Raw genomic sequence first — 26,107 nt, forward strand, 5'->3', positions numbered from 1 at the left:
ACGTTCCTCCTTTTATTGAATGATGCGGCTTCAGAGAGCCGCTTCGGCGTGGTGTGATGTGGTTGTTATCTGCGCGGCGACGACGGCTGCGATGTCTTCGCTGATCCTGTCGATCCCGCCCATGGCATCGACACGCCGCAGTGCCCCGCGCGTTTCATACCAGGCGATCAGCGGTGCGGTCTGCTCATGATAGGCGTCAAGCCGGGACATGACCGTCGCGGCATTGTCGTCGGCGCGCCGGGTCATGTTCTGCCCGCCGCAGCTGTCACAGACACCGGTAGTTTTCACGGGTTTGAAGCTGTCGTGATACCCCTCGCCGCAGTCGCCGCACGTGAACCGGCCAACGACCCGGGAAACCATTCCGGCACTGTCCACTTCAAGAGAAATCGCCGCATTCACCCGCTGTCCGGACCGGTCAAGCATCTCGTCGAGCGCCTGTGCCTGAGCCGTCGTGCGCGGAAATCCGTCGAGCACCACACCCGCAGCACAGTCAGGATCTGCCAGACGTTCGGACAGCACTGCGAGAACAATATCGTCGCTGACAAGGCCACCGGCCTGCATCACGGTCTGTGCAGCTTTGCCCGCAGGTGTGCCCGCAGCAACGGCAGCGCGCAGAAGATCCCCTGTCGAGAGCTGCACAAGTCCGAATGTTTCGTGCAACCTGCGGGCCTGGGTGCCTTTGCCGGCACCCGGAGGCCCCAGCAGGATCAGGACAGGTACCGGATCTGGTTGTGTGTCGCCGGTCATTTATGCATCCTCACGGTTCATGCGGTTGTCGATCAGGTCTTCGACGACGGAGGGATCCGCGAGCGTCGAGATGTCACCGAGGGCACCGAAATCGTCCTCCGCGATCTTGCGCAGAATGCGGCGCATGATTTTGCCTGAACGGGTTTTCGGCAGACCCGGGGCCCACTGGATAAGGTCGGGAGATGCAATCGGCCCGATCTCGGTACGGACCCACCTGCGCAGCTCCTGACGCAGCTCTTCGCTGGGCTCTTCGCCGTTCATCAGGGTGACGTAGCAATAGATGCCCTGCCCTTTGATCGCATGCGGGTATCCGACCACGGCGGCCTCGGCGACCCTGCCATGCGCCACAAGCGCGCTCTCGACTTCTGCGGTGCCCATCCGGTGGCCCGAGACGTTGATCACATCGTCGACCCGCCCGGTGATCCAGTAATCTCCGTCTGCGTCGCGTTTGCAGCCGTCGCCGGTGAAGTAATACCCCTCGTAGTCACTGAAATAGGTCTTCTCGAACCGTTCATGATCACCCCAGACGGTACGCATCTGACCCGGCCAGCTGGTAGCGATGCAAAGAACGCCCTCGACGTCATTGCCGTCGATCACGTCGCCCGTTGTGGGCTCGAGCACCACCGGTGTGATGCCGAAAAACGGCTGCTGGGCCGAGCCAGGTTTCAATTCCGTCGCACCGGGCAACGGCGTCATCAGATGGCCGCCCGTCTCGGTCTGCCACCAGGTGTCGACGATCGGGCAGCGCCCGCCGCCGACAACGGTGTTGTACCAGTTCCAGGCTTCAGGGTTGATCGGCTCGCCCACAGTGCCGAGCGTGCGCAGGCTGCTCAGATCATAGGATTTCACCGGATCATCGCCTGCCGCCATCAACGCGCGGATGGCCGTGGGGGCAGTGTAGAACTGGTTGACGCCATGCTTTTCGCAGACATCCCAGAACCGGCCCGTATCAGGATACGTCGGCACGCCCTCGAACATGATTGTGGTCGCGCCATTGGCCAGCGGGCCATAAACGATATAGCTGTGGCCGGTGACCCAGCCCACATCCGCCGTACACCAGAAAACGTCACCGTCGTGATAATCAAAGACGATTTCATGGGTCATAGCCGCATAGGCCAGATACCCGCCCGAGGTGTGAACGACGCCTTTGGGCTGACCGGTTGAACCGGAGGTATAAAGAATAAAGAGCGGGTCTTCGGCATCCATCGGCTCAGGCGCACAGGTGTCTGCGGCAGTCTTCGCCAGCTTGTTGTAATCGTAATCACGCGGCGTCCAGGTGGTCTGGCCCCCGGTGCGTTTGACAACGAGGCATTTCACATCGTCATCGCAATGCAGCAACGCCTGATCCGTATTCGTTTTCAGCGCCGTGACCCGCCCGCCACGCGGTGCTTCATCGGCAGTGATCACGACCTTTGCGTCACAGCCGTTGATCCGCGCGGCGAGCGCGTCCGGGGAGAACCCGGCGAAAACGATGGAATGAATGGCTCCGATCCGCGCGCAGGCCAGCATGGCATAGGCTGCCTCCGGGATCATCGGCAGATAGAGGACGACCCGGTCGCCGCGGGTCACGCCAAGCTCTTTGAGCACACTGGCCATTTTGCAGACAGAGCGGTGCAGGTCTTTATAGGTGATATGAAGCGCCGGATCTTTGGGGTCGTCCGGCTCCCAGATAATCGCCGTCTGATCGCCGCGTGTATCAAGATGACGGTCAATGCAGTTTGCCGAGACGTTCAGCACCCCGTCGTCAAACCATCTGATCGACACATTGCCGGGAGCGAAACTCACATCGCTGACACGGGTGTAGGGGCGGATCCAGTCGAGTCTTTTTCCCTGCTCGCCCCAGAATGCATCAGGGTCTTTGACGGACTGCGCGTAAAGCAACTTATACTGCTCTGCGTTCACATGCGGGGTGATTTCGGCACTGGCGGTCATATCGGTCTCCTCAAATCGATTTCCGAACGATGAGGGGACGCTTCAGTGCTTTCCCAGGGCACCCCCTCCTTGTGTAAAGGATTTACCAGCCCGCAGAAAATTAATCATTATATAACTGTAATTGCCTGTTATTTTTGTAAACATATTTTATTCCTGGGTGAGATCGATGTAAATATTGCCTGCGACAAATTGCCAAAGCCAAGTCTTTCCAGCAGGTTGCGCGTTTACTTTTTTATTCACCCTGACGGCACCCGAAGCGTGCTGAAAAGCGGGCGCAACATCTGTCATACGCTAACATGAATTCTCGCCATACGTGTGGATACGCGCCCCCTTTCGCTTTCGCGGTGAAGCAGCGACCCGCCCGGGCGACTCACCCGACGGACAGGGCGCGGCTACCGATGCGTCGATGCCACGCGCGTTCCGGGCGGGGCGCGCGCACTGCACGCAAAGCAGCCGGGTCGAAGGAGGAGTTTATTGCGAAAACCGGCAAAACCCGTAAGACTGAGACCGGGGAGCTTATATGGAAACGGTCGAACTTACGCTGCAGATGTCCGTCGTCCTCGGGCTGCTGGCGTTTACCGTCTTCCTCTTTATCTCTGAAATCGTGCGCATTGATCTGGCGGCCATCCTTGTGATGGTCCTGCTCGGGCTGCTCAGTCAGGTGCCCGCGCTCAACAGCCTGGCGGATGTCTCCCGGCTTTTCGACGGGCTGGCCTCCAATGCCGTTGTCTCCATCATCGCTGTGATGATCATCGGAGCTGGTCTCGACAAAACCGGTCTGATGAGCAGGGTCGCGGCCCTCATTCTGAAACATGGCGGCAAGACCGAGGCGCGGATCATTCCCATCGTGTCAGGTACCGTCGGTTTCATCTCGTCGTTTATGCAGAACGTGGGCGCTGCGGCGCTTTTTCTGCCGGTGGTCAGCCGGATCTCGGTGCGCACAGAACTGCCGCTCAGCCGCCTGCTGATGCCGATGGGGTTCTGTGCGATCCTCGGCGGGACGATGACCATGGTGGGGTCTTCACCGCTTATCCTGCTTAACGATCTTCTGCTCAGCGCCAATGACACCCTGCCCCCCGATCAGCAGATGGAGACCTTTGGTCTTTTTTCTGTAACACCTGTGGGCATCTGCCTCGTGATCACCGGAATTCTGTATTTCACCCTCTTCGGGCGCTGGGTGCTGCCCGCGGGAACAAAAGCAGGCGATGCGACCAGTGGCCAGTCGCTCAAAGACTACCTGAAAAAAATCTACGGGCTGAAAACCGATATCTTTGAGATATCCGTGCCGGAAGGTCATGACTGTGTCGGGCGCACGTTCGATGACGTTATGCAACAGTATCACATCTATATCATCGGAAGCGCTTATCGTGGCAAACGCTGGTTTGCGCCGGTGATCCAGACCGAGATCACAGCGCCGTGCCGTTTTGCGGTGCTGGGCCGTGAAAAAGTGATCCGTCAGATGGTCGACGAGGGCGGTTACATCCTGCATAACCAGCTTGATGTATTTGCCGAAGACTACGCACCCACCCGGTCGGGTGTGGCGGAAATGGTTGTGCCGCCCGGCTCGGCAGTGATCGGCAAATGCGCGCATGATCTGGTTTTCCGCAAAACCTATGGCGCGAGCCTGCTGGCCATTCACCGTGACGAAGAAACCATGAGCTACGTGGCGACCGACCAGCATGAACCAACCGCTGTGGGTGAGGTTCCGTTTCATGCCGGCGACACCCTGGTCATTCACTGCACCTGGGAGGCGCTGACCCGTCTGACCCGGGACCGTGATTTCGTCGTGGTCACAACGGATTTTCCGCATGAGGAAATGCGCCCTGCCAAGGTTGGCTGGGCGCTGTTCTTTTTTCTGATCGCACTGGGGCTGATCCTGTTTACTGACCTGCGGCTCTCGCTTTGCCTGCTGACCGGTGCGGTGGGCATGATCCTGACAAAAGTGATCGACATCGACGAGGCCTATGCCTCGGTAAGCTGGAGTACGATCTTTCTGCTGGCGAGCCTGATCCCGCTGGGCCAGGCCGTGCAGTCCACGGGGACGGCCGAATGGATCGCCCAGCAGATCCTGACCCTGCTTGAAGGCTGGCCGGTCTGGTCGCTGCAGGCAGGTCTTGCGGTACTGGCCACAGTATTCACGCTGATCATGTCGAACGTGGGCGCAACCGTCCTTCTGGTGCCGCTGGCAGTATCAATCGCGCTGGCCGCCGGGGGTGATCCGGCGATCTTTGCGCTCACTGTGGCGATCTCGACGTCCAACTCCTTTCTGATCCCGACCCATCAGGTTAACGCGCTGATTATGGGGCCCGCCGGTTACAAGGTGACGGATTTCATGAAAAGCGGCGGGGTGATGACCCTGCTCTTTCTGGTGGTCTCGCTTACGGTGATGAACCTGGTGTTCTGATCCGCCGGGGTCTTTTGCCGGTGGGTATGCGGCAGGTGTCTGTGTTTTCGCGGTTGCCCCGGCAGGCCGTATTCGGCACGGTGGCGTTGAACCGGCGGCCTGCCCGCCGCGCGACAGAACGAGGCCCCCATGACCACCAGTTTCAAGACCCGCATGCTCTCCGGAGAAATCCTCGTCGGAACTTTTATGAAGACGCCTGCGCATGAGATGATCGAAGTACTGGCACTCTCGCGGCTCGACTTTATCTGTCTTGATGCCGAGCATGCCCCGTTTGACCGGGGTCGGATGGATATCTGCCTTGCGATGTGCCGCGCGCTGAAGATCCCCGCGCTTGTCCGGGTGCCGGCCGGTACGCCTGTGGAAATCCTAAAAGCGCTGGATTCCGGTGCGACCGGCATCGTGGTGCCGCATGTGAATACCGTTGAAAAAGCTCAGATGGTGGCGCAGGCCGCACGTTTCGGACATGGCGGGCGGGGTTACGCAGGATCGACACGCTGGGCCGGATATGCAACCCGCCCGATGCCCGAAGTGCTGCAGCAGAGCATCGACGAAACCATCGTGATTGCCCAGATCGAAGAACCCGAAGGCGTGCAGGCCGCAGAGGCCATTGCGGCGACTGACGGCATCGACGGGCTCTTTGTCGGGCCGGCTGATCTTGCGGTGTGCTATGGCAAAACCAATCCCGCAGACCCCATGGTGCTTGATGCGATCTCGGACACCGGCAAGGCTGCGAAAGCACATGACAAAGCGTTCATGACCTTTGCTGCGGGCGCTGCTGCGGGGCCCGAACTGAATAAACTGGGCGTTACGATGTTCTTTGTAGCCTCAGAGCATGCCTTCATGCTGCGCGGCGCCAATGCCGAAGCGGATGCTCTGCACGATCTCGGATAGCGGCACTGCTCTGCGTGCGGTCGCTACGGCATGCGTGCGGCGTCGAGGCGATCGACATCCTGCTGCGCGGGCTCCTGGCCCGAAAGGCAGTAGAGGTAGTGCCAGGTCCTGCTCCTGCGCGTCTCCAGGTCTTCTTTCTGGTCCAGCGCATCGTGGCCGATCTGTGTGTAATAGAGAATCCGCCCGCGCACCTGCGCCTCTTTGTCATCAAATCCGTGGCGCTGAAACATCTGCGTCAGGGCCCCGACCCGTTCGTTGTCTGACGCATCAAGCGCCGCCCGAACAGATGCCGAGCGGCGCGCCCAGTCGCGGATTGCAAAATCGAGCCGGGTATCAAACCCTCCCTCTCCGGTCCATGAGGTCGCCACGTTCACGATGGACGCACAGATGGTGTCCGCCGGACGCGCCGCACTGTCGGTAATTGCGCGCGTATTTGTTGCCCGCCAGTGCTCCAGCAGCCGGTCCAGCAGATCCGCACGGCTGTCGAAATGCCAGTAAAACCCTGAGCGTGCGGTGTTCAGCCTGGCCGAGAGCACCATGATTTTGACATTTCCCACGCCCTCGCAGATCAGCGTATCAAGGGCTGTCCGGATCCAGTCATCGCGCGTGTGGCGGGCGGGACCGCGGCCGTTCTTGTATTTATCTTTTCCCGCCATTCGTGCCCTGCAGCCCTGTTTTCTGTCCTGCCTGCGCAGTCTTTCTCGCGCACTCTATCCCGGATCAGCCTGCACAATACAGAGGATGCGGCGCGATTAAAGACTGTCAGCCCGCAGGCCCGCCACCGGGCAGACGGACGACAGCACTCCGCCGGTAAAGCGATGTCACCTGACGGTGCCGGGTGCGGAACTGGCTGCGTCTTTTGAGCGCCGGCCGTGCGCCTGCGCGTTCCTCCAGTTTCAACGCCGGGTCATAGCTTACCACCCCCGCCGCAAAAGCGCGCAGCAGCAGGAAGAAATCAGTCCCTTCACACAGCAACACGTCCCGTCCGTAAGCGTATTCCACCGGCGGCCCGCGCCTGACCGAAGGGACATAGCAGGCCTGCGCATGTTTGCGGTTCCAGTGCGCGATCAGCCCGGTGTAATTCCAGAAGGCAGCGATACCACCATCACTATCTTTCAGAAAAAGACCGCCCTCAATGTCAGTGATCCGGCCCGCCTGCGGATCAAAGCCGTCCATCTCCAAAGAAAGCCCCGTCAGCGCAACGGGTCCGCTGCCAACGGTATAGACGCCGCCAAAATTCAGGCGATCCGGCCTGCCTGAGCGGTCAGGGTATCCGTAGCGGCGCACGAATGCTTCCGCCCCCGCCTCGCGGTAGAAGCCGCCCGTGGGTTCAGGGGTCATCAGCGTCACAGCGCTGCGTGGGGTGTTGCGCACAAAGTCAGACACTCCGAACTGCTTGATTTCCCAACCTTGAAAATCAGGCGCTGCATGTCCGTTGGGGCGTATCCCGAGGGCAGCCTCGAGGGTGTATCCACCACCGTTTGGCGCCCGGTATGGCACAGGACCATCGGCGCCGAGTTTTTGTGAGGGCAGCCATCCGGCGTCTGCAATATCCGTCAGTCCGGCGATCAGCATGCTGCGGGTATCGGTGCCGGTGTGTAGCAGGCCCAGATTGCTGAAAACGCCACGGCTTTCGAACTGACCGGCATCTCTGAAGGCGCGTACCACCGGGTCTTCGGCAAATCCTGCCCACGCGAGAATGCGTTCCCCCGGCACAACGCCGAGAAACAGCACGCGACCCGGTGCCCGCGAGCGGATGACGTCGGCGGGCGCACCCTCCGCGCCGCGCAGTAACCCCGAGAGGCGCACCTCAGGATAGGCCGGATACAAAATCAGCTGTGCATCGGGTGCGCGCGACAGACCGTCCGGCAACAGCCAGTCCCAGATCAGCGGTGCTTTGACCCGGTCCCGGCGGCTGCCCGCAAGATCTGAGGTATCCGTGACCAGCCCGCCCTGTGGCAGAATGTTCAGCACACCGAAATCTGAGCCCAGATAGAGCTGATTCTTTGAATTATCGTTGGGTGCGAGCTCTTTGGCGAGAAATCCGGTCGCCCCTGTCGCCTCCATCCTCAAAATGAGCGCGGTCAGGGCGTCAGCCATTACGCGCGCCCCCTTATTTCAAGCTGCTCACCGCCTTCAGGCAACCAGGCCGCGAGGGCACCGGCCACGGCTTCTGCGCCGATCTTCTGCTGTCCCCTGAGCGCGCATTCCCAGATTGTCCCCACCCGCCACCCACCGGCGAGAAGTTCTGCCTCCTGCCTGGTGTCGCGTTCGCGGTTGCCGGTGATCTTGGCCTCCCAGAACGCGGTGCGGGTCGCGGGCAAGCGAAAGAGCGGACAGTCATGTCCGTGCCAGAAACAGCCATGCACAAAGATGACAGCCCGGTATTTTCTGAGCACCAGATCAGGACGCCCCGGCAGGCCTGCACCATGCAGACGGAACCGGAACCCCCGGGCATGCAGCGCGCGGCGGATCTGATGTTCGGGCTTTGTGTTTTTGCCGCGGACCGCGGACATATTGCGGCTGCGCGTGGCCGGGTCGTGAACGTCAGCCACCGGCGGCCAGTCTTTGCGGCGCGGCCTCCCGCATCACGGTCAGAATATGAGGCTGCATGACCCGTGCGACCTCGGCAAAAACCGGAACGGCGACGGAATTGCCGAACTGTTTATAGGCCTGGGTGTCGGAGACCGGGATACGGAAACTTTCAGGATAGCCCATGAGCCGCGCGCATTCCCGGGGCGTCAGACGGCGCGGATTGAGGCCCTCGCCACGGCTCACGAGAATCTCCGAGCCATCCTTGTAATATCGTGCGGAGAGCGTGCGCGCGATGCTGTCACCCGTCACGAGGCCATAGCCAAAACCGTTGCCTGCGGCTTTGTGCTTGGCCGCGTAGGCCTGCAGGTAGGCCCATAGTTTATCGGTAAGTGTATATTTGTCGCTGACCCGTGCATCCGCCCCGAGGGTGTAATGCCCTTCGGGCGCCTCGCTGCCATCTGAAGGATGCAGGACATCACGCACCCGCAGATGCCCACGTTCGGGCACCTGCATATCGTCAAAGCTGAACGGCACCGGATCGCGGAAACCGACAATAACGATGCGTTCGCGGTGCTGGGGCACGAAATGCGCCGCATCGATCACGCGGGTATGCAGGGTGTACCCAAGTTCTGCTGTGAGTTTGCGGCGGATCACTTCAAAGGTCTTGCCCTTATCGTGGCTTTTGAGGTTTTTCACGTTTTCCAGCAGAAACGCCGCGGGGCGATGGTGTTTCAGCACCCGAAGGACATCGAAAAAGAGGGTGCCCTGGGTTTCATCGTCAAAGCCATGTGCGCGCCCGAGTGCGTTCTTTTTGGAAACGCCGGCGATGGAGAAGGGCTGGCAGGGAAAGCCTGCGACCAGCACGTCATGCGCGGGAATGTCTGCCGCGTCGACGTCGCGGATGTCACCGGCAAGGGGTCGGTTGTCTGGGAAATTTGCGAGATACGTCTGCTGTGCGTATTTGTCCCACTCGGAGGTGAAGACACAGCGCCCGCCCGCGCCCTCCATCGCTTTGCGCAGACCACCGATGCCGGCGAACAGATCAGCGAATGTGAAAACCGTTTCAGCCGGTGCCGCTTTGCGGGTGTCGATTTCCATGCGCAGCAGGTTCAGCACCGCTTCGCGCGGGACCTCTTCGCCGCGCTTCCAGCGGTAAATATGCCCTTCTGAATAGCCAAGCAGTTTCGCAGCTTCCGGCACACTGTGCCCTGCTTTGCGCAGCAAAAGGTCGAATTCGGTCATACTGCTCTTCCTCTTCCGCCAACGGGGGGAATTTTTCTGACATTATGGGCAGGAAGCTCCCTGTTGCCAAGAACATTCATGAAACACCGGCGATTTTATCCGCGATCAGAGAGGTCATGCCGGGACTTCGGGTTTCACGTTCTCAACCGGCCACAGAGCTGGCCCTGCCACCTTCCCGCCAGCGCCCGACCGGAGGCACGGTCCCCGTCCTGCCGAATCCACAGGACCACAATATTTTCCCTTATCAATTAACTCAAATACTGTACGGTTACGCAGGGTCGCGCGCCGGCCATCCGGCCTGCAACGGACGGGCGGCGCAACACCTGACCAATATTCTGCCGGGATCGCCCGTTGAAGTGGCGGCCATGAAGCGGGACAGCAACAAGGAGACACGAATGGCGATCGAACCACCCCTCACGGATCTGCCGATCAAAACCGCCGACACGGGGTTTTACCGGGGATTCAGCGTTAACGTTACAGTCATCAGTAAAATCATCATCAGCGCGCTTGTCGTCTGGGCGATTTTCTGGCCAATTCAGTCGGGCGCTGTCCTCAATGGTATGAACAGCTATATCCTCGGCAACTTCGCCGCTTGGTACATCTGGGTTGTCGCCTTCTTTGTCATTGTGTGTCTGGCACTTGCGATCTGGCCGACCGCGGGCAGACTTAAGCTGGGCCTTGATCACGAAGAACCGGAATTTACCAATTTTTCCTGGTTCTCGATGATGTTCGGTGCCGGTATCGGCGTGGGCATGCTGACATGGGCTGTCGCGGAACCCGTCGCACATTTCGGAAGCAACCCGGAAACGATCAAAGGTCTGACCACGGGCGGCGCTGCGGACAACGTACGCATGGCCTATAAATGGTCCTTCCTGCACTGGGGCTTCAGCGCCTGGGCGTGTTACGGCATCGCCGGACTGTCTCTGGCGTTCTTCAGCTACCGCAGAGGTCTGCCGCTGACGATCAGGTCGTCGCTCACACCGCTTTTCGGCAAAGCACTCTCCGGGCCTCTGGGCCATGTCATCGATATCGTTGCCGTTGTGGCAACCATTCTCGGCGTCGCGCAGACACTCGGGTTTGGTGTCGAGCAGTTTGTCGCGGGTCTGTCGCGGATCGGGATCGGCGGTCTGGTCAATGCTGAGGGCGGCGCCACGATGGCAGGTATCATTATCGCGATCATCGTGATTATGGGAGCCTCGACCCTCTCGGCACTCTCTGGCGTCGGTAAGGGCATCAAATGGCTGTCGAACATCAATATGGTGCTGTCGATTTTCCTGCTGAGCTTTTTTATCATCTTCGGGGCCACCTGGTTCGGGGCGTCGGCGATGTTTGTCGGGCTCTGGGATTATGTTCTGGCGCTGCCGGGTATGAGCCTGAATGTCTGGAAATCAGACGGTGTCGAAGGATCCGAAGCATTCCTTCTGGCACAATGGCAGGGCTGGTGGCCGGTCTTCTACTGGGCATGGTGGATCGCCTTTGCACCCTTCGTGGGCCTCTTCCTCGCGCGTATCTCACGCGGGCGGACGATCCGCGAGTTCGTGCTCGGGGCGCTTATCGTACCTGCCCTGATGTGCTTTGTCTGGTTCGCCTGGGCCGGTGGAACTGCCATCGATCTTGAGCTTAACGGCGGTGCCAACGGGGTCATCTTCGATGCCGCGAACGGCGACAAGATCTTTGCCATGACCGAGTTCATGCTGTCCCCGATCGCTGATGCCCTGGCCTGGGCCATGGCACTGCTGATCGTTGTGCTGCTGATGACCTTCCTTGTGACATCGGCAGACTCTGCTGTGCTGATCGTGAACACGATCAACGCAGCAGGTGATGAAGGCCCGAAGGCACGGCCGCACATCCTCTTCTGGGGGGCGGCACTCGGCCTCGTGGTGGCCGGCCTGCTGATCTCGGGCGGTACATCAGCCATTCAGACCGCGATGGTGATCGGGGCGCTGCCCTTCTCCATCGTCATGGTGCTGATGTGTTTCTCACTGATCAAGGCGATCTTCAATGATGGCCGGCGCGAGGCTGCGGGTGTTCCGACACTTGCTGAGCCGTCGGCGACACCGGCAGAATAAGGCGCGCCACAGCGTTCAGCAAAAAAGGCTCCGGGATCTGTCCCGGGGCCTTTTCTTTTTATTATGGGAGAAAACCGGCCCGATATCTGTAATCAGATTCCGAATGCCCCCGGGCGCTCCCGTCGCACGGCGCCGCTCCTTTCTCCAGCAAAAACCATGACGAAACCCGCTTAGATTTGACGCCATCCTGCGCGGCAGGTAGGAGCGGGTATGCCGCTGTCTGCCGATACTGTTTTGCCACCGGGGATAAAAGGTCCCGGATACGACCCGGCGCGGGCCGGCACCGGTATCGTTCATTTCGGTCCCGGCGCCTTTCACCGGGCCCATCAGGCGGCCTGCACCGACGCGGCCCTCACAAGAAGCAGTGGCGACTGGCGGATCCTGGGCGTCAGCCTGCAAAGCACCGCCGTCGCTGATGCGCTCAGCGAACAGGACGGTCGATATACTCTTGTTACCCGCCCGGGCCCCGGCAGCACACCGCACCTCCAGGTCATCGGCAGCATCGCAGGGGCCCTCGCCGCGGTGCGCTGCACGGACGGGGTGCTTGCGGCGTTGCAGAACCCCGCCACCCGGATCGTCAGCATGACGGTAACCGAGAAGGCTTACGGCCTCGACCGCGCAACCGGCCGGCTTGATCCCGGTCACCCAGCGGTGCGCGATGACCTTGTACGGCCCGATACGCCAACGGGTCTCGCCGGGCTGATCACCGAAGGCCTGCGGCGGCGGCGCGCGGCGAACACGGGGCCTTTTACCGTCCTGTGCTGTGACAACCTGCCGGACAACGGGAGCATGGTGCGCAATGTGATACTGGATTTCGCCCGCCGCACCGACGCCTCTCTTGCGGACTGGATTGCGGAGCACGTGACCTTTCCCGCGACCATGGTTGACCGGATTACTCCGGCACCGACCGCAGACCTCAGAGCAGAAGTGGCGGACCTTCTGGGAAGCGCAGACAATGCAGCGGTTGAGACCGAACCCTTTACCCAGTGGGTTATCGAAGACCGGTTCTGTGCGGGACGGCCCGACTGGGAGGCCGGTGGCGCGCTTTTTGTCAGCGACGTCGCTCCCTTTGAAAACATGAAACTGCGTATGCTCAACGGGGCGCACTCGCTGATCGCTTATACCGGCGTTCTGTGCGGTTTTCCTTTCGTGCGCGACGCGATCGGCAACCCGCAGTTACGCGCAGTTGTGCGGCGGCATATGCAGGCGGCGGCGGCAACCCTGGATCCGATCGGCGGTTTTGATTTCGACGGTTACGCCGATGATCTGATGCAGCGGTTTGCCAATCCGCAGATCGCACATAAGACCGCACAGATTGCCATGGACGGCAGCCAGAAGATGCCGCAGCGGATATTCGCACCTGCCCTTGCCGCAAAAACCCGCGGGCTGGACATCACGCCTTTTGCCACTGCGACAGCGGTCTGGCTGAGATACACCGCCGGCCTCACCCCGGACGGGCAGCGATATGAGGTGCAGGATCCGCGGTCGGATGAGTTGCGCGGACTGCATGCCGGCGGCGCAGACGCGCGCGGGATCACTGCGCGGCTGGCAGCGTTGCCGGGGCTTCTGCCTGAGGGTCTGTCGGGAGATCCGGGCTGGAATGACGCGGTAGCGCAGAAACTTGCGCCGATGCTACAGGGAGATGCGGCCGCAATCCTTGATGCGGTCTCGGGCTGAAGACCGGGCGACCACGTCTTACTGCTGCCGCACGGCCAGGCCACTGCGGCGTCAGGAACCGCAAACCCCATCACAGAGGGGTTCGGTCGTTCTTAATTTCAGCTCAGAACGGGAAACTTTCCCGCTCCGGACAGAAATAATGGTCCACGGGACCTTTGTGCGTGGGTGATCTGGCAGTTTTTCAGGAAACGATCCTATATCCGCCTCACCATACCGGAACTGAAGGGGGACAGACCCGTGAGAATGATATTCGCCGCACTTCTGGCCGCTCTGGCCGCCGTTGTACCTGCTCAGATCAGCGCTCAGGAGCGTGTGGAGTTTGAGATCGGGTACATGCCGATCCTGCCCGTATCACAGCTTTTCATCGGGCTGGAAGAAGGCTGGATTGATGAGGCAGGCATCACACCGGATCTGGTACAGTTTCAGAACGGTCCGGCCATGGTGCAGGCGCTGCTGGCCGGGCAGCTTGACGTGGCCTATTTCGGGATCGGCCCTGCGATGGTCGCACGTGCCCGCGGTGCAGACATCAAGGTCGTCAGCTCCAATATCGTTGAGCAGATTTCCGTGGTCGCACTGGGTGAACTGGCCCCCTATTTCGACGGTGATCATGCAACCGCGTTTGACCGGTTTGCCGCCGACAAAGGACGCAGGGCCGTGATCACAACCTTCCCAACCGGATCTGTGCCTGAGACGGTTCTGCAGTTCTGGCTGCGCCGACAGCTTGGCGCAGATGTGGATCAGGTCGAGATCATTTTTCAGGGGGCAGCCCAGGTGCAGCAGGCGCTGCTGACCGGTGCCGTTGATGGCGCGGCAATCCTTGAACCGATCGTCTCGATTGTAACCTCGCGCCTTGATGATGCGGTGGTCGTGGCTGCGGGCTCTGAGCTTTTCCCAGGTCAGCCCGGTGCGGTGCTGGCGGTGCGATCGGAGGCGATCGCGGCGTACCCCGATCAGGTCCGCGCGCTGGTCGCGGCACATAAACGTGCCACTGACCTGCTGGTGAACGATGCCGAAGCCGCCACGCCGGCCGTTGCGAAATATGTCGGTGGTGGCCGTCTTGATCCGAAGATCATCCGGACCGCCATCGAAGGCTCCGCCGCCGGCTTTGTGTCTGACCCCAACTTCATCATTGAGGGTACACGCGTCATGCATGATTTTCAGGCGGAGATCGGAACACTCAAAAAGCCGGTTGATCTGGATGCGCTCTTTGACGTTTCAATCTACGACTCTTTGTCCGGAGGCTGAAATTGACTGCCCTGACTGAAACGAAAACCGGCCGTGCACTTCTGGGCGCGGCCGGTCTTCTGAGCTTTATCGCCTTGTGGAAATGCGCACAGGAATTCGAGTGGGTGCGACGCGGCACGATGCCCGACCCCTTTCTGCTGCCTGCGGCACTGATGGACGAATTCACCTCCGGGCGCCTTTTGCCTGCGGTGGGTTCAAGCCTCGTACATTATATCTGGGGGCTCTTTCTGGGCAGCCTTCTGGGATTCATCATTGGCATGGCCGTAGCCACGTCACGGGGTCTTGATGCCTATCATGCCTGGCTGGCGCGTATTCTGCGACCGATTCCGCCGCTGGCCTGGGTGGTCTTTGCCATCGCCTGGTTCAAGGTGAGCCACGCAGGGGCTGCCTTTGTGATCTCAATCGGGGTCTTCTGGGTTAACTATTTCGCCACCTATTCTGCGGTCCGCAACGTTGATCCGCGGTTTTACGAACTGGCGCGCGCCTTTGGCCAGGGGGCCTATTTCAAGCTGCATCGCTCGATCACGCTGCCCGCGGCCTCTCCGGGTATTCTGTCCGGTCTGCGCACAGGTGTGGGCCAGGCCTGGATGACACTCATAGCGGCCGAACTTCTGGGAGTGCCCGGTATGGGTCAGGAGATGAACTCAGCCGCCGGCGTCGGTGCATATGAGGCTGTGGTCATCTATATGCTGGCGATATCGCTGGTCTATACCATCAGTGACTGGCTGTTCAGTTTTGCCGAAGAAAGGATCCTGCGATGGCGCCCGTCCTGAGCATTGACCAGGTCAGCCTGCGCTATCCCGGTGCAGACCAGCCGATCCTGCAGGACTTTTCACTGACCGTGGAGCGTGGCGCCTTTGTTGCGATCGTCGGTGGCTCCGGTGTTGGCAAATCCACTCTGCTGCGCGCGATAGCGGGGCTTTTGCAGCCTGATCAGGGCGAGGTGACACTCGACAGCGCCGAACGTCCGGGCCAGCGCCGGCGCGCCATTGTGTTCCAGGACGGGCGCCTGATGCCCTGGCGGACACTACGGTCCAATGTGGAATACGGACTTGAGGGGCTGTCCCTGCCCGCGGGTGAGCGCACGGCGCGCATCGAAGAGGTGCTGCGGCTGACCGGGCTCGAGGAGCTTGGCGACCGATACCCCCATCAGCTCTCCGGCGGACAGGTTCAGCGCGGCGGCATTGCCAGGGCGCTGGCCGTGAAACCAGATGTGTTGCTGATGGATGAGCCCTTTTCTGCTGTAGACGCACTGACCCGGTCGTCGCTGCAGGACGAACTGACCCAGATCTGGCAGGCCAGCGGTGCGGCGGTGATTTTCGTGACGCATGACATTGCTGAGGCCGCCTTTCTGGCCGACCGGGTTGTGGTGCTGTCCGGTCAGCCCGCCGGAATTGCCTTTGACGAACCGGTGCCGGTCGAACGGCCCCGCAAACGCGAAACAAGCGAGCTGGGCCGGTTCTCAGACGCGGTCGCGGCGGCGCTCTGATCAGGCGCGGCCATCGCCCCTGAGATCCTGCGTCTGCCGGACGAGATACTGCACAACCTGCGCTTCGGACCGATCGATATCGACAGTGATACAGGTTTCATCGGGTCCGGGCGGCTCGAGGGCCGCAAACTGGCTGTCAAGCAGTGTCAGAGGCATAAAATGGCCCTCCCGCGCGCCCATCCGGCCGGCAATAAGATCACGGCTGCCCGACAGGTGCAGGAAGATGACATCACCGCCTGCACCCTCGCGGATCAGATCACGATAGCGCCGGCGCAGGGCAGAACATCCGATCACCACGTCACCTCCGGCCTGCCCGAGTGCAGCGGCAACAGCCGCAAGCCAGGGGCCACGATCACTGTCATCCAGAGGTTCTCCGCGGGACATCTTGGCGACATTCTCAGGCGGATGCAGATCGTCGCCATCGATAAACTGTGCCCCGATGGCTTTTGCAAATCCGGTGCCGACAGAGGTCTTGCCGCAGCCCGAGACCCCCATCACCACGTAGCGCTGCATCAAAGTGATGCCGTTATGCCGCCGTCCACGAAGACGGTTGTGCCGTTCACGAAGGACGATGCCCCCGACGCGAGGAATATACAGGTGCCGACAAGCTCATCAACATTGCCCCAGCGCCCGGCGGGCGTGCGTTTTTCGAGCCAGGCGGAAAACTCAGGATCAGCGACCAGAGCGGCGTTGAGCGGCGTGTCGAAATACCCCGGCGCCAGACCGTTACACTGCAACCCGTATTTGGCCCAGTCAGTGGCCATGCCTTTGGTGAGGTTAGCCACCGCCCCTTTGGTCATTGTATAGGGCGCGATACCAGGACGCGCGAGTGCCGTCTGTACCGAGGCGATGTTGACGATCTTGCCCGCGCCACGCCGGATCATATGACGTGCACAGGCCTGACCCACATGAAAAACGCTGGCGATATTCGTCTGCATCAGCCGGTCAAAGGCATCGGCCGGGAAATCCTCCAGCGGTGTGCGGTGCTGCATGCCCGCGTTGTTTACGAGGATATCGATCGCGCCGGTTTCCTCCTCGAAACCATCCACTGCCGTACGGACGGCGTCGTGATCCGTAACATCGAACGGCAGCAGATGAGGGTTGCCACCCAAATCCTCAGCCGCAACACCGAGCTTGTCCGCATCGCGACCATTGAGAACGATTTCTGCACCTGCTTCCTGCAACCCTTTTGCGAGGGCAAAACCGATCCCCTGAGAGGATCCGGTGATCAGTGCGCGCTTACCGGAAAGGTCGAATAGGGACAGGCTCATGAGGGGGCTCTTTCTGCTCGACTTCGGCACTTCGTTCATTTTATGTTATCGTTAACACGGCTTGTCAAGTTTGCGGCGGGCGGTGCTGCGGGGGAGGTATCTGATGAAATCGGTCGTCATTCATGCGCCGCGCGATCTGCGCATCGAAGAGCGCGAGGCCGCATCTCCGGGCCCCGGCGAAGTTGGGATCACAGTGGCCGCGGGCGGGATCTGCGGCTCTGATCTGCACTACTATAATCATGGTGGTTTCGGCAGCATCAGGCTGCGGGAGCCGATGGTGCTGGGCCACGAGGTTTCGGGATTTATCTCCGCGCTGGGAGCAGGCGTCGAGGGGCTTTCGACCGGCGATCTGGTCGCGGTCTCGCCGTCGCGGCCCTGCCATACGTGTACGTATTGCCAGAAGGGTCAGCACAATCACTGCCTGAACATGCGGTTTTACGGATCCGCAATGCCTTTCCCGCACATCCAGGGCGCGTTTCAGCAGCAGCTTGTCGTTGACCCGCGCCAGTGTGCGCCAGCCGGAGATCTGAGCCCGGGCGAGGCCGCAATGGCAGAGCCCCTTGCGGTCTGCCTGCACGGTGCACGCCAGGCCGGAGAGCTTTTGGGCAAACGCGTGCTGGTCACCGGCTGCGGTCCCATCGGGTTGCTTTGCATCCTTGCTGCACGGCGCGCAGGTGCTGCGGAAATTGTCGCCACGGACCTGACCGGATTTACCCTGCAGATGGCGCGTGAGAACGGTGCGGACAGGGTGATCAATACCGGAGACACGCCAGACGCGCTCAGTGCCTATGAGGCGGATAAGGGATATTTCGACGTGCTCTTTGAGTGCACGGGTGTCGCCCGTGCGCTCGCCGGGGGCATCGCTGCCCTGCGCCCGCGCGGCGTGATCGTTCAGCTCGGCCTGGGCGGTGACATGACGCTGCCTGTACAGGCGCTGACCGCAAAAGAGCTGCAGCTGCGCGGCTCGTTCCGCTTTCACGAAGAGTTCGTCACCGGGGTTGAGCTGATGCGCAAGGGGCTGATCGATGTCAGACCACTGATCACCCAGACCCTTGGTGTGGACGAGGCGGTAAAGGCCTTTGATCTTGCCAGTGACCGGTCGCAGGCTATGAAGGCCCAGATCTCATTTGTGTGACAGCTTTGCGTCAGACCGCCGATCGTCTCTTTCCCTTCGCGGCAGGCTGACTGATAGTGCGCCCGGGCGAGGACTGATCGGAGTGTTCCGGGTCCGCGGCCCTTTATAGACAGGAGTTTGTTTTCCATGAGCAGCGACATCGGCCTTATTGGCCTTGGCACGATGGGGGCCGCACTGGCGCTCAATATCGCCGAAAAGGGGTTCGACATCGCGGTGTGGAACCGGACCACAAGCGTCACACATGATTTTGCGAAGGGTGCCGGTGACCTCGCCTCAAGAATTACATCCACCGAAAGCCTTGAAGGTCTGGTTGCAGCGCTTTCTGAGCCGCGCGCGATTATCCTGATGGTGCCGGCAGGAGACGCGGTTGATGCACAGATCGAAGCCCTGCGTCCACTGATGGGCCCGGACGATCTGATCATCGACGCGGGTAATGCGAACTTTCATGACACCAACCGGCGGGCCCGCGAGGCGACCGGGCCGTTTCTGGGCATCGGAGTGTCGGGTGGTGAGGAAGGCGCGCGCCACGGGCCGTCGATCATGGGCGGTGGCAATCGCGCGCACTGGGACAGGGTTGCGCATATTCTTGAGGCGATCAGCGCAAAATACGAGGGCACACCCTGTGCCACCTGGATGGGCGAAGAGGGTGCGGGGCATTTCGTGAAAGCCGTGCACAACGGGATTGAGTACGCCGACATGCAGATGATCGCTGAGGTGTATGGCATCCTGCGCGATGGGATGGGCATGCAGGCAGCGGAGATCGGTGCTGTGTTTGATCGCTGGAACGAGGGGCCGCTGCGGTCCTATCTGATCGAGATTTCCGGCAAAGTGGCGGGCGCGCACGATACGGTAACGAATGGTCCGCTGCTTGATGTGATCGTGGATGCCGCCGGCCAGAAGGGCACCGGTCGCTGGACGGTAATCGAAGCGCAGCATCTCGCGGCACCAATTCCGGCAATCGAGGCGGCCGTTGTGGCGCGCAATCTCTCCTCGCAGCGGGACGCGCGGGCAGCGGGTGAGGCGCTATTCGGGGCTGCACCGAAAGAGCTGCCTGCGGGCGCTCTGTCTGAAACCGTCCTGGAGCAGGCCATGATCGCTGGCAAAATTCTTTGCTACGCCCAGGGGTTTGCGATGATCTCCGCGGCTTCGGATGCTTTTGGCTGGGCATTGCCTCTGCCTGATATTGCGCGGGTCTGGCGCGAGGGCTGCATCATCCGCTCAGACATGCTGAATGATATGGCCGCCGCGCTGACGGACGATCCGGACCGCAATCTGATGCTGGCACCGGATTTTGCCAACCTGCTTAAACTGAACCACGACGGGCTGCGCGAAGTGGTGGCGCAGGGCGCGCTTTACGGTCTGCCGGTGCCCGCGCTGAGCTCGGGTCTGGCCTATTTCGACGCCATGCGCACGCATCGCGGCACCGCCAATATGATCCAGGGACAGCGTGATTTCTTTGGCCTGCATGGATTTGCGCGCCTTGACGATGGCAGTACCGGACAGCACGGGCCCTGGGCGCAGGGCTGACACATGATCCCGGTGGATATGCTGCCCCTGATCGCGGTTGCGAGTGCTGCTTTTCTGATTGCAGGCACGGTGAAGGGCATCGCGGGGATCGGGCTGCCCACCGCTGCGATTGCGCTGATGACGCTCTTTACGGATCCTCGCACAGCGATCGCGCTGGTGCTGTTCCCGATGATCGGCTCTAACGCCTGGCAGCTCTGGCGGGAGGGTGAAATCATCCGCACCGCAAAACGCTACTGGTTGTTTTCACTGGTTCTTTTCGCGGGTGTGACAATCACTGCCTTCTCCACCCGGGATGCCGGTGACCGGTTTCTGCTGGTGGCACTGGGCGTGGTGATCCTGATTTTCGTGGCTGTCAGCTGGAAAAAACTGGTGCCACCGGTACCGGATAAATATGATACCGCGGCCCAGATCGGGTTTGGTGTTTTTGCAGGGTTCATCGGCGGTATGACCGCGGCGTGGGGCCCGCCGATGGCGATGTATCTGGCCACCCGCGGCGTTCAGAAAGACGAGTTTGTGCGCGCCACGGGCTTCATGATTTTCGTCGGCAGCCTGCCGCTTTGTTATGCTTACGCACGGCTCGGGTTTCTGACCGGGCCTTTAAGCGGCGTGTCGATTGCGATGCTGATCCCGGCCATCGCCGGATTCTCACTGGGCGAAATTCTGCGCCGCAGGCTCTCGGTCGAAGGGTTCCGCAATGCGATCCTTATCGTATTTGTGTTTCTCGGGCTCAACCTGATCCGCCGCGCGATCTGGTACGGTTAAGCCCGCTCAGAAACAGGAGTCCAGCAGTTTCCGGGTATTGCCGCGCTTCATCTCGACCGGATTGCCGCCCGTGCTTGGATCCTTCAGCGCCGCCTCGACCAGGGCGTCAAGATCCGGATCCGTCACCCCCAGCGCGGTCAGGTTTTCCGGAATGCCCAGCCGTGCATTCAGATCGCCCACAAAGGCGCAAAACCCGTCAAAGCCGCCCGTTATGCTCAGATAGTTCGCTGCACGTGCCAGATGGCGGCGCACCTTCGGCCTGTTGAACTGCAGTACCGGCAGCATCACCACCGCATTGGTTGTGCCGTGATGGGTATGGTGCACCGCGCCGATCGGGTGGCTGAGCGCATGGATCGCGCCGAGCCCTTTCTGAAAGGCGGTGGCCCCCATGGCGGCGGCAGACATCATATGGCTGCGTGCCTCAATGTTCCCGCCATCCTCAAATGCCGTGATCAGGTTGTCTTTCACAAGCCGCATGCCTTCGAGGGCGATGCCGTGCGACATCGGGTGGTAGTGCGGCGAGCAGTATGCCTCAAGACAATGCGCAAATGCATCCATGCCGGTCCCCGCGGTGATCGCCGGCGGCATGCCCACCGTCAGTTCCGGGTCGCAGATCACGACGGCTGGCAGCATTCTGGGGTGGAAGATAATCTTCTTTTCCCGGGTTTCCGGATTGGTGATCACACTTGCGCGGCCCACTTCAGAGCCGGTGCCGGCGGTTGTCGGCACTGCCACGACCGGTGCGATGGCATCCGCATCTGCACGGGTCCACCAGTCGCCGACATCCTCGAAATCCCACAAGGGGCGGGTTTGCCCGGCCATGAAGGCCACGGCTTTGCCGAGGTCAAGCCCCGAGCCACCGCCAAAGGCGATCACACCGTCAAAGCCGCCCTCCAGGTAGGCGCGCACCCCGGCCGCCACATTCGCGCCAGTCGGATTTGGGTCGACCTCCGAGAAAACCGCGCGACCGAGGCCCTCTGCGTCCATCAGATCAAGGGTCTTTTGTGTGACCGGCAGTCCGGCAAGCCCTTTGTCCGTCACCAGCAGGGGCCGGGTGATACCTGCAGCCGCGCAGGCCGAGGCTATTTCGCTGATCCGGCCTGCGCCGAAGCGGATGCTGGTCGGATAGGACCAGGTTGCGTGCAGTGTCATGCTGTTTTTGTCTTTCTATTCGCGGCCTTCAGGCCCGTTCAAATCCACGCGCAATTTCCCAGTCGGTGACCGCGCGGTCAAATTCTTCGATTTCCCATTCAGCGGCCCGCGCATAATGGGTGATGACCTCTTCGCCCATCGCGTCTTTGAGCATCTCTGATCCCATCATCCGGGTGCGTGCTTCGGCAAGATTGGCGGGGATGCTTTCCGCGTCGCCCGCATCATAGACGTCACCGGTGGTGGCAGGTGCCAGTGTCAGTTTGTCTTCAATGCCTTTCATGCCCGCCGCCAGCAACGCGGCCTGCGCCAAATAGGGGTTCAGATCGGATCCGCCGATGCGGCATTCGACGCGCACACCTTTTGTCCCCGCCCCGCACAGCCGGAAGCCCGCCGTGCGGTTGTCGACAGACCATACGGTTTTGGTGGGAGCAAAAGTCCCTTTGGCAAAGCGTTTGTAGCTGTTGATATAAGGTGCCAGGAAATACGTGTAATCAGGCGCATAGGCGATGAGACCAGCCATATAGTGGCGCATCAGATCAGACATGCCCAGATCGTCCGACGGATCACGGAACGCATTTTCACCGTCGGACCAGAGCGACTGGTGCACGTGGCTGGAACTGCCGACTTTATCCGCCGCCCATTTCGGCAGAAAGCTTGCGGCATGGCCGTGCTGCCAGGCGATTTCTTTCACCGCATGTTTGGCAATCGAGTGATGATCGGCACAGTCAAGCGCCGGCGCGTAGCGGATGTTCAGCTCTTCCTGCCCGGTCTCGGCTTCGCCCTTGGTATTTTCGACCGGAATGCCCATCGTATGGAGACCGTTGCGCAGCGGGCGCATCACATGCTCTTCCTTGGTGGTCTGGAAGATGTGGTAATCCTCGTTGTAGCCGGAAATCGGCGTCAGATCGCGAAACCCCGTCCTGCGGATTTCTTCGAAGCTCTTCTCAAACAGGAAGAACTCCAGCTCCGTGGCCATCATCGCTGTGAGTCCCATCGCTTCCAGCCGCGCGACCTGTTTTTTCAGCACAGCACGCGGGCTGTGGGCCACCGGCGTTTCGCCGTCGTGCTCGCAGATGTCGCAAAGCACCATTGCCGTACCTTCGAGCCAGGGCACAGGCCGCAGCGTGCTCAGATCAGGGCGCAGCACATAATCGCCGTAGCCTTTCGACCAGCTTGCCGAACTGTAGCCCTCAGGCGTAGCCATTTCCAGATCGGTGGCCAGCAGGTAGGTACAGCAATGGGTTTCTGCGTGCGAATGCTCAAGGAAGTTCGCTGCATGAAAGCGTTTGCCCATCAGCCGTCCCTGCATGTCCACACCGCATACGAGCACGGTATCGGTTGTTCCCTCGGCGACCTGCGTGCGCAGCGCGTCAAGTGTCAGGGGCGTCGTCATATCAGGCTCCAGTTGCTTTTCAGGTACGGACAGCGGGGCGTCCGGTTGCATGCCACCCCGCGGTACATGATCGCCACGTCACAGCGCAATGGTCAAGCAGATGTGCCGCATACACGGCCGGGTTCCGTGACAGGTTGCAATCACGCAGAAAAACGCCGCAGAATGCCACCATCCGTTCAGCCAGAGGGCAGCACTTATGTCCACCCGATCCCGCAAACCGATCGACGGTCTCTCACATGTTATCGGAGACAGCACCGAGCCGCTGCTCGATCTTACCCTGCCCGGTCTGCTGGGCGGGCAGGCAGCGCGTCGGCCCGATCATCCCGCCGCCGTCTTCCGGGCACAGAACATCCGCTGGAGCTATGCGCAGTTTGCAGCGGAAACCGACAGGCTGGCGGGCGGGCTGCACCGCATCGGGCTGCGCAAAGGCGACCGGGTGGGCATCTGGTCTCCAAATCGCGCCGAATGGCTGCTGACCCAGTTTGCCACAGCACGGATCGGTGCCATTCTGGTGTGCATCAATCCGGCCTACCGGCTCTCTGAGCTGGAGTATGCGCTTAACGATGTTGGGTGCAGCGCGCTGGTGACGGCCCGCAGTTTCCGCAGCTCTGACTACACAGGCATGCTGGCCAGCCTGGCACCGGAGCTTGCTACCGCCACGCCCGGCGATCTGCGGGCCGCGCGCCTGCCGCAACTGCGGGCCGTGATTGCCATCGGTGACGGCGCTGCACCTCCGGGCATGCTGAGCTTTGATGAGGTCTGCGCGCAGGGTGACGATGTGACCGCGCCCGACCTTGACGTCATCACCGCCGGTCTTGACCCGCAGGACCCGATCAATATCCAGTTTACCTCCGGCACCACAGGAAGCCCCAAGGGCGCCTGCCTCACGCACCACAATATCGTAAACAACGCCCATTTTGTGACCCGCGCGCTGGAGCTGACCGAGGCGGACCGGCTTTGTATTCCCGTTCCCTTTTACCACTGTTTCGGCATGGTCATGGGCACCCTTGGCTGCGTGACCAAAGGCGCCACCATCGTGGTCCCGGGAGAGGGTTTTGACGCCACAGACACCCTCAGTGCCGTGTCGGATGAGGGTTGCACGGCGCTGTTCGGTGTACCGACGATGTTCGTGGCCGAACTGGCGCTGCCGGACTTCACCAGCTACGATCTCAGCACTCTGCGCACCGGCATCATGGCAGGCGCCCCCTGCCCGGTTGAAGTCATGCGGCGCGTGCAGTCACGCATGAACATGACCGGGGTCACCATTGCCTATGGCATGACGGAAACGAGCCCGGTGTCGTTTCAGAGCAATGTGGATGACCCGCTGGAGCAGCGTGTCTCTTCTGTCGGGCGTATTCACCCGCATGTCGAAGTACGCATCGTCGATGATACCGGTGCCACGGTGCCGGTGGGAACACAGGGTGAGCTGCTGACCCGCGGGTATTCGGTGATGCAGGGTTACTGGGGCGCGCCGGAGAAAACCGCCGAATGCATAGACGCGCAGGGGTGGATGCACACCGGTGACCTCGCGACGCTGGATGAAAACGGCTATTGCGCCATTACCGGACGTGTGAAGGATATGATCCTGCGGGGCGGTGAAAACATCTATCCGCGCGAGATTGAGGAGTTTCTCTATACTCATCCCGACATCGCGCAGGCGCAGGTTTTTGGCATACCTGATCAACATTACGGCGAGATTGTCTGTGCATGGCTGGTGCTCCGGGACAATGCCACCCTGAGTTCTGACGCGGTGCGCACCTGGTGCCGCGAGAACATCGCACATTACAAAGTACCCGCACATATCCGTTTTAAAGGCAGCCTGCCGATGACGGTCACCGGCAAGCCGCAGAAATTCATAATGCGTGATCAGATGGTTGCAGAGCTCGCCGGTGCATGACCCGGCCGCGACCGGTCAGATCCCGCAAGGGATATGACCGGGGCATGTCGTGCGGCGCAGCCGCGCCTTCGGATCAGACGTCGCCGGTATATTCACCGCGCGCCGGATACTCATTCTTGATCGCGAAATCGAGGGCGCCGACCAGTTCCGAGAAATGCGGCCGTACAAAAGGCATGGTCTGCACGGATCCGTAATAAAGCGTCTGCTCAGGTGTCACCATAAACAACCCCGGCTCTGAAAAAAGCGCAGGCTCTTCGATGCCGATTGAGGTCGTCCCCCGGCTTGTCGATATATAGAGGCCCCATTCGCGCGCTGACGCCAGCGACAGGTCATAGGCAATCCGCAGATCACCGGCACCGATTTTGTCCGCCATCTCACGCGCGCGCTCCGCGCCGTCTGAACTGACGGCCACAGTCTTCACACCGCGTTCGGCAAACTCCGGCGTGCGCTTTTGCAGTTCTGTCAGGTAAGTGGCGCAGATCGGGCAGTGCAGACCGCGGTAAAAACACACAACGGTGCCGCGTTCAGAGCCGTCGCTGCCCAGATTGAACTCACCGTTATCTAGTGTTGGCAGGACCAGGTCCGGCACCTTCTGGCGTGGCATCAGCATAATTGTAAGCTCCTTTGAGAATTATTGACCGTTTGGTCTCTTACACAGTCCCGGCCTGATTGAAAGTGCCCCGATATCACATCCGCTTGTGGTCTGTGACAGACCGCAAAGATGTCGCGAACAGACATG

22 protein-coding genes are annotated in these 26,107 nt (G+C 60.8%); 11 read left to right on the forward strand and 11 right to left on the reverse strand.

The features are described from left to right. Window positions 1-30: 30 nt before the first annotated feature. Together G3256_RS15845 and acs are read right to left on the reverse strand one after the other, a co-directional pair. Window positions 31-747 carry an adenylate kinase gene (locus G3256_RS15845; protein ID WP_169641750.1) on the reverse strand — a complete coding sequence of 239 codons (717 nt, stop codon included), beginning with the start codon at window positions 745-747 and terminating at the stop codon, window positions 31-33. Next, window positions 748-2,679 carry an acetate--CoA ligase gene (gene acs, locus G3256_RS15850; protein ID WP_169641751.1) on the reverse strand — a complete coding sequence of 644 codons (1,932 nt, stop codon included), beginning with the start codon at window positions 2,677-2,679 and terminating at the stop codon, window positions 748-750. Between the two features lie 520 nt (window positions 2,680-3,199). Here acs and G3256_RS15855 point away from each other — a divergent pair. Both G3256_RS15855 and G3256_RS15860 read left to right on the forward strand, forming a co-directional pair. Continuing rightward, entirely contained in the window at window positions 3,200-5,083 is a 1,884-nt protein-coding gene (locus tag G3256_RS15855) for an SLC13 family permease (RefSeq protein WP_169641752.1), read from the forward strand. 129 nt (window positions 5,084-5,212) lie between these two features. Next, window positions 5,213-5,974, forward strand: a complete 762-nt coding sequence (locus tag G3256_RS15860) for an HpcH/HpaI aldolase family protein (RefSeq protein ID WP_169641753.1) — start codon at window positions 5,213-5,215, stop codon at window positions 5,972-5,974. Between the two features lie 23 nt (window positions 5,975-5,997). Here G3256_RS15860 and G3256_RS15865 read toward each other — a convergent pair whose 3' ends face one another. From G3256_RS15865 to dcm, 4 genes are all read right to left on the reverse strand, one after another. Beyond that, window positions 5,998-6,630, reverse strand: coding sequence for a TetR/AcrR family transcriptional regulator (locus tag G3256_RS15865; RefSeq protein ID WP_169641754.1), 633 nt, complete (start codon window positions 6,628-6,630; stop codon window positions 5,998-6,000). 106 nt (window positions 6,631-6,736) lie between these two features. Beyond that, complete coding sequence (locus tag G3256_RS15870; RefSeq protein WP_169641755.1) at window positions 6,737-8,074, reverse strand: MvaI/BcnI family restriction endonuclease; 1,338 nt, start codon at window positions 8,072-8,074, stop codon at window positions 6,737-6,739. Continuing rightward, complete coding sequence (locus tag G3256_RS15875) at window positions 8,074-8,529, reverse strand: very short patch repair endonuclease (RefSeq protein WP_169641756.1); 456 nt, start codon at window positions 8,527-8,529, stop codon at window positions 8,074-8,076. The genes G3256_RS15870 and G3256_RS15875 overlap by 1 nt, the downstream gene beginning before the upstream one ends. Next, window positions 8,522-9,751 carry a DNA (cytosine-5-)-methyltransferase gene (dcm, locus tag G3256_RS15880; protein WP_169641757.1) on the reverse strand — a complete coding sequence of 410 codons (1,230 nt, stop codon included), beginning with the start codon at window positions 9,749-9,751 and terminating at the stop codon, window positions 8,522-8,524. The genes G3256_RS15875 and dcm overlap by 8 nt, the downstream gene beginning before the upstream one ends. 395 nt (window positions 9,752-10,146) lie before the next feature. Between dcm and G3256_RS15885 the strand changes: the two genes are divergently transcribed. The 5 genes from G3256_RS15885 (at window position 10,147) to G3256_RS15905 (ending at window position 16,231) form a co-directional block, all read left to right on the forward strand. Continuing rightward, entirely contained in the window at window positions 10,147-11,820 is a 1,674-nt protein-coding gene (locus G3256_RS15885; protein ID WP_169641758.1) for a BCCT family transporter, read from the forward strand. Between the two features lie 210 nt (window positions 11,821-12,030). Continuing rightward, the gene (locus tag G3256_RS15890) at window positions 12,031-13,497 is read left to right on the forward strand and encodes a mannitol dehydrogenase family protein (protein WP_169641759.1); all 1,467 of its coding nucleotides are present in this window, start codon (window positions 12,031-12,033) and stop codon (window positions 13,495-13,497) included. Window positions 13,498-13,740: 243 nt separating this feature from the next. Further along, window positions 13,741-14,742 carry an ABC transporter substrate-binding protein gene (locus G3256_RS15895; protein ID WP_169642474.1) on the forward strand — a complete coding sequence of 334 codons (1,002 nt, stop codon included), beginning with the start codon at window positions 13,741-13,743 and terminating at the stop codon, window positions 14,740-14,742. Between the two features lie 2 nt (window positions 14,743-14,744). Further along, window positions 14,745-15,515, forward strand: coding sequence for an ABC transporter permease (locus G3256_RS15900; RefSeq protein ID WP_206040758.1), 771 nt, complete (start codon window positions 14,745-14,747; stop codon window positions 15,513-15,515). Beyond that, a complete protein-coding gene (locus G3256_RS15905) occupies window positions 15,500-16,231 on the forward strand; it encodes an ABC transporter ATP-binding protein (protein ID WP_169641760.1) in 732 nt (243 codons plus the stop codon). Before G3256_RS15900 ends, G3256_RS15905 begins: the two co-directional genes overlap by 16 nt. On the opposite strand, the gene G3256_RS15910 is transcribed toward G3256_RS15905, so the two are convergent. Further along, the gene (locus G3256_RS15910) at window positions 16,232-16,744 is read right to left on the reverse strand and encodes a gluconokinase (protein ID WP_206040759.1); all 513 of its coding nucleotides are present in this window, start codon (window positions 16,742-16,744) and stop codon (window positions 16,232-16,234) included. After that, window positions 16,744-17,502 (reverse strand): SDR family oxidoreductase, encoded by a 759-nt coding sequence (locus G3256_RS15915; protein ID WP_169641761.1) that lies wholly within the window; start codon window positions 17,500-17,502, stop codon window positions 16,744-16,746. The genes G3256_RS15910 and G3256_RS15915 overlap by 1 nt, the downstream gene beginning before the upstream one ends. Before the next feature lie 103 nt (window positions 17,503-17,605). On the opposite strand from G3256_RS15915, the gene G3256_RS15920 reads away from it, so the two are divergent. The 3 genes from G3256_RS15920 to G3256_RS15930 all read left to right on the forward strand — a co-directional run bounded on the left by G3256_RS15920 (window position 17,606) and on the right by G3256_RS15930 (window position 20,926). Beyond that, entirely contained in the window at window positions 17,606-18,637 is a 1,032-nt protein-coding gene (locus G3256_RS15920) for an L-idonate 5-dehydrogenase (RefSeq protein WP_169641762.1), read from the forward strand. A gap of 126 nt (window positions 18,638-18,763) precedes the next feature. Then, the gene (gndA, locus tag G3256_RS15925; protein WP_169641763.1) at window positions 18,764-20,164 is read left to right on the forward strand and encodes an NADP-dependent phosphogluconate dehydrogenase; all 1,401 of its coding nucleotides are present in this window, start codon (window positions 18,764-18,766) and stop codon (window positions 20,162-20,164) included. A 3-nt stretch (window positions 20,165-20,167) separates the two neighbouring features. Next, window positions 20,168-20,926 carry a sulfite exporter TauE/SafE family protein gene (locus tag G3256_RS15930; RefSeq protein WP_246227650.1) on the forward strand — a complete coding sequence of 253 codons (759 nt, stop codon included), beginning with the start codon at window positions 20,168-20,170 and terminating at the stop codon, window positions 20,924-20,926. A 6-nt stretch (window positions 20,927-20,932) separates the two neighbouring features. Here the strand turns inward: G3256_RS15930 and G3256_RS15935 are convergent, their stop codons facing one another. Then, complete coding sequence (locus G3256_RS15935) at window positions 20,933-22,078, reverse strand: iron-containing alcohol dehydrogenase (RefSeq protein ID WP_169641764.1); 1,146 nt, start codon at window positions 22,076-22,078, stop codon at window positions 20,933-20,935. A 28-nt stretch (window positions 22,079-22,106) separates the two neighbouring features. Continuing rightward, window positions 22,107-23,471 (reverse strand): glutamine synthetase family protein, encoded by a 1,365-nt coding sequence (locus G3256_RS15940; RefSeq protein WP_169641765.1) that lies wholly within the window; start codon window positions 23,469-23,471, stop codon window positions 22,107-22,109. A gap of 196 nt (window positions 23,472-23,667) precedes the next feature. Here G3256_RS15940 and G3256_RS15945 point away from each other — a divergent pair, with 196 nt between their 5' ends. Next, window positions 23,668-25,368 carry an AMP-binding protein gene (locus G3256_RS15945; protein ID WP_169641766.1) on the forward strand — a complete coding sequence of 567 codons (1,701 nt, stop codon included), beginning with the start codon at window positions 23,668-23,670 and terminating at the stop codon, window positions 25,366-25,368. Window positions 25,369-25,441: 73 nt separating this feature from the next. On the opposite strand, the gene G3256_RS15950 is transcribed toward G3256_RS15945, so the two are convergent. Continuing rightward, complete coding sequence (locus G3256_RS15950) at window positions 25,442-25,978, reverse strand: peroxiredoxin-like family protein (RefSeq protein ID WP_169641767.1); 537 nt, start codon at window positions 25,976-25,978, stop codon at window positions 25,442-25,444. Window positions 25,979-26,107 lie beyond the last annotated feature (129 nt).

The organism is Roseobacter ponti, from assembly GCF_012932215.1.
GTDB classification, from domain to species: domain Bacteria; phylum Pseudomonadota; class Alphaproteobacteria; order Rhodobacterales; family Rhodobacteraceae; genus Roseobacter; species Roseobacter ponti.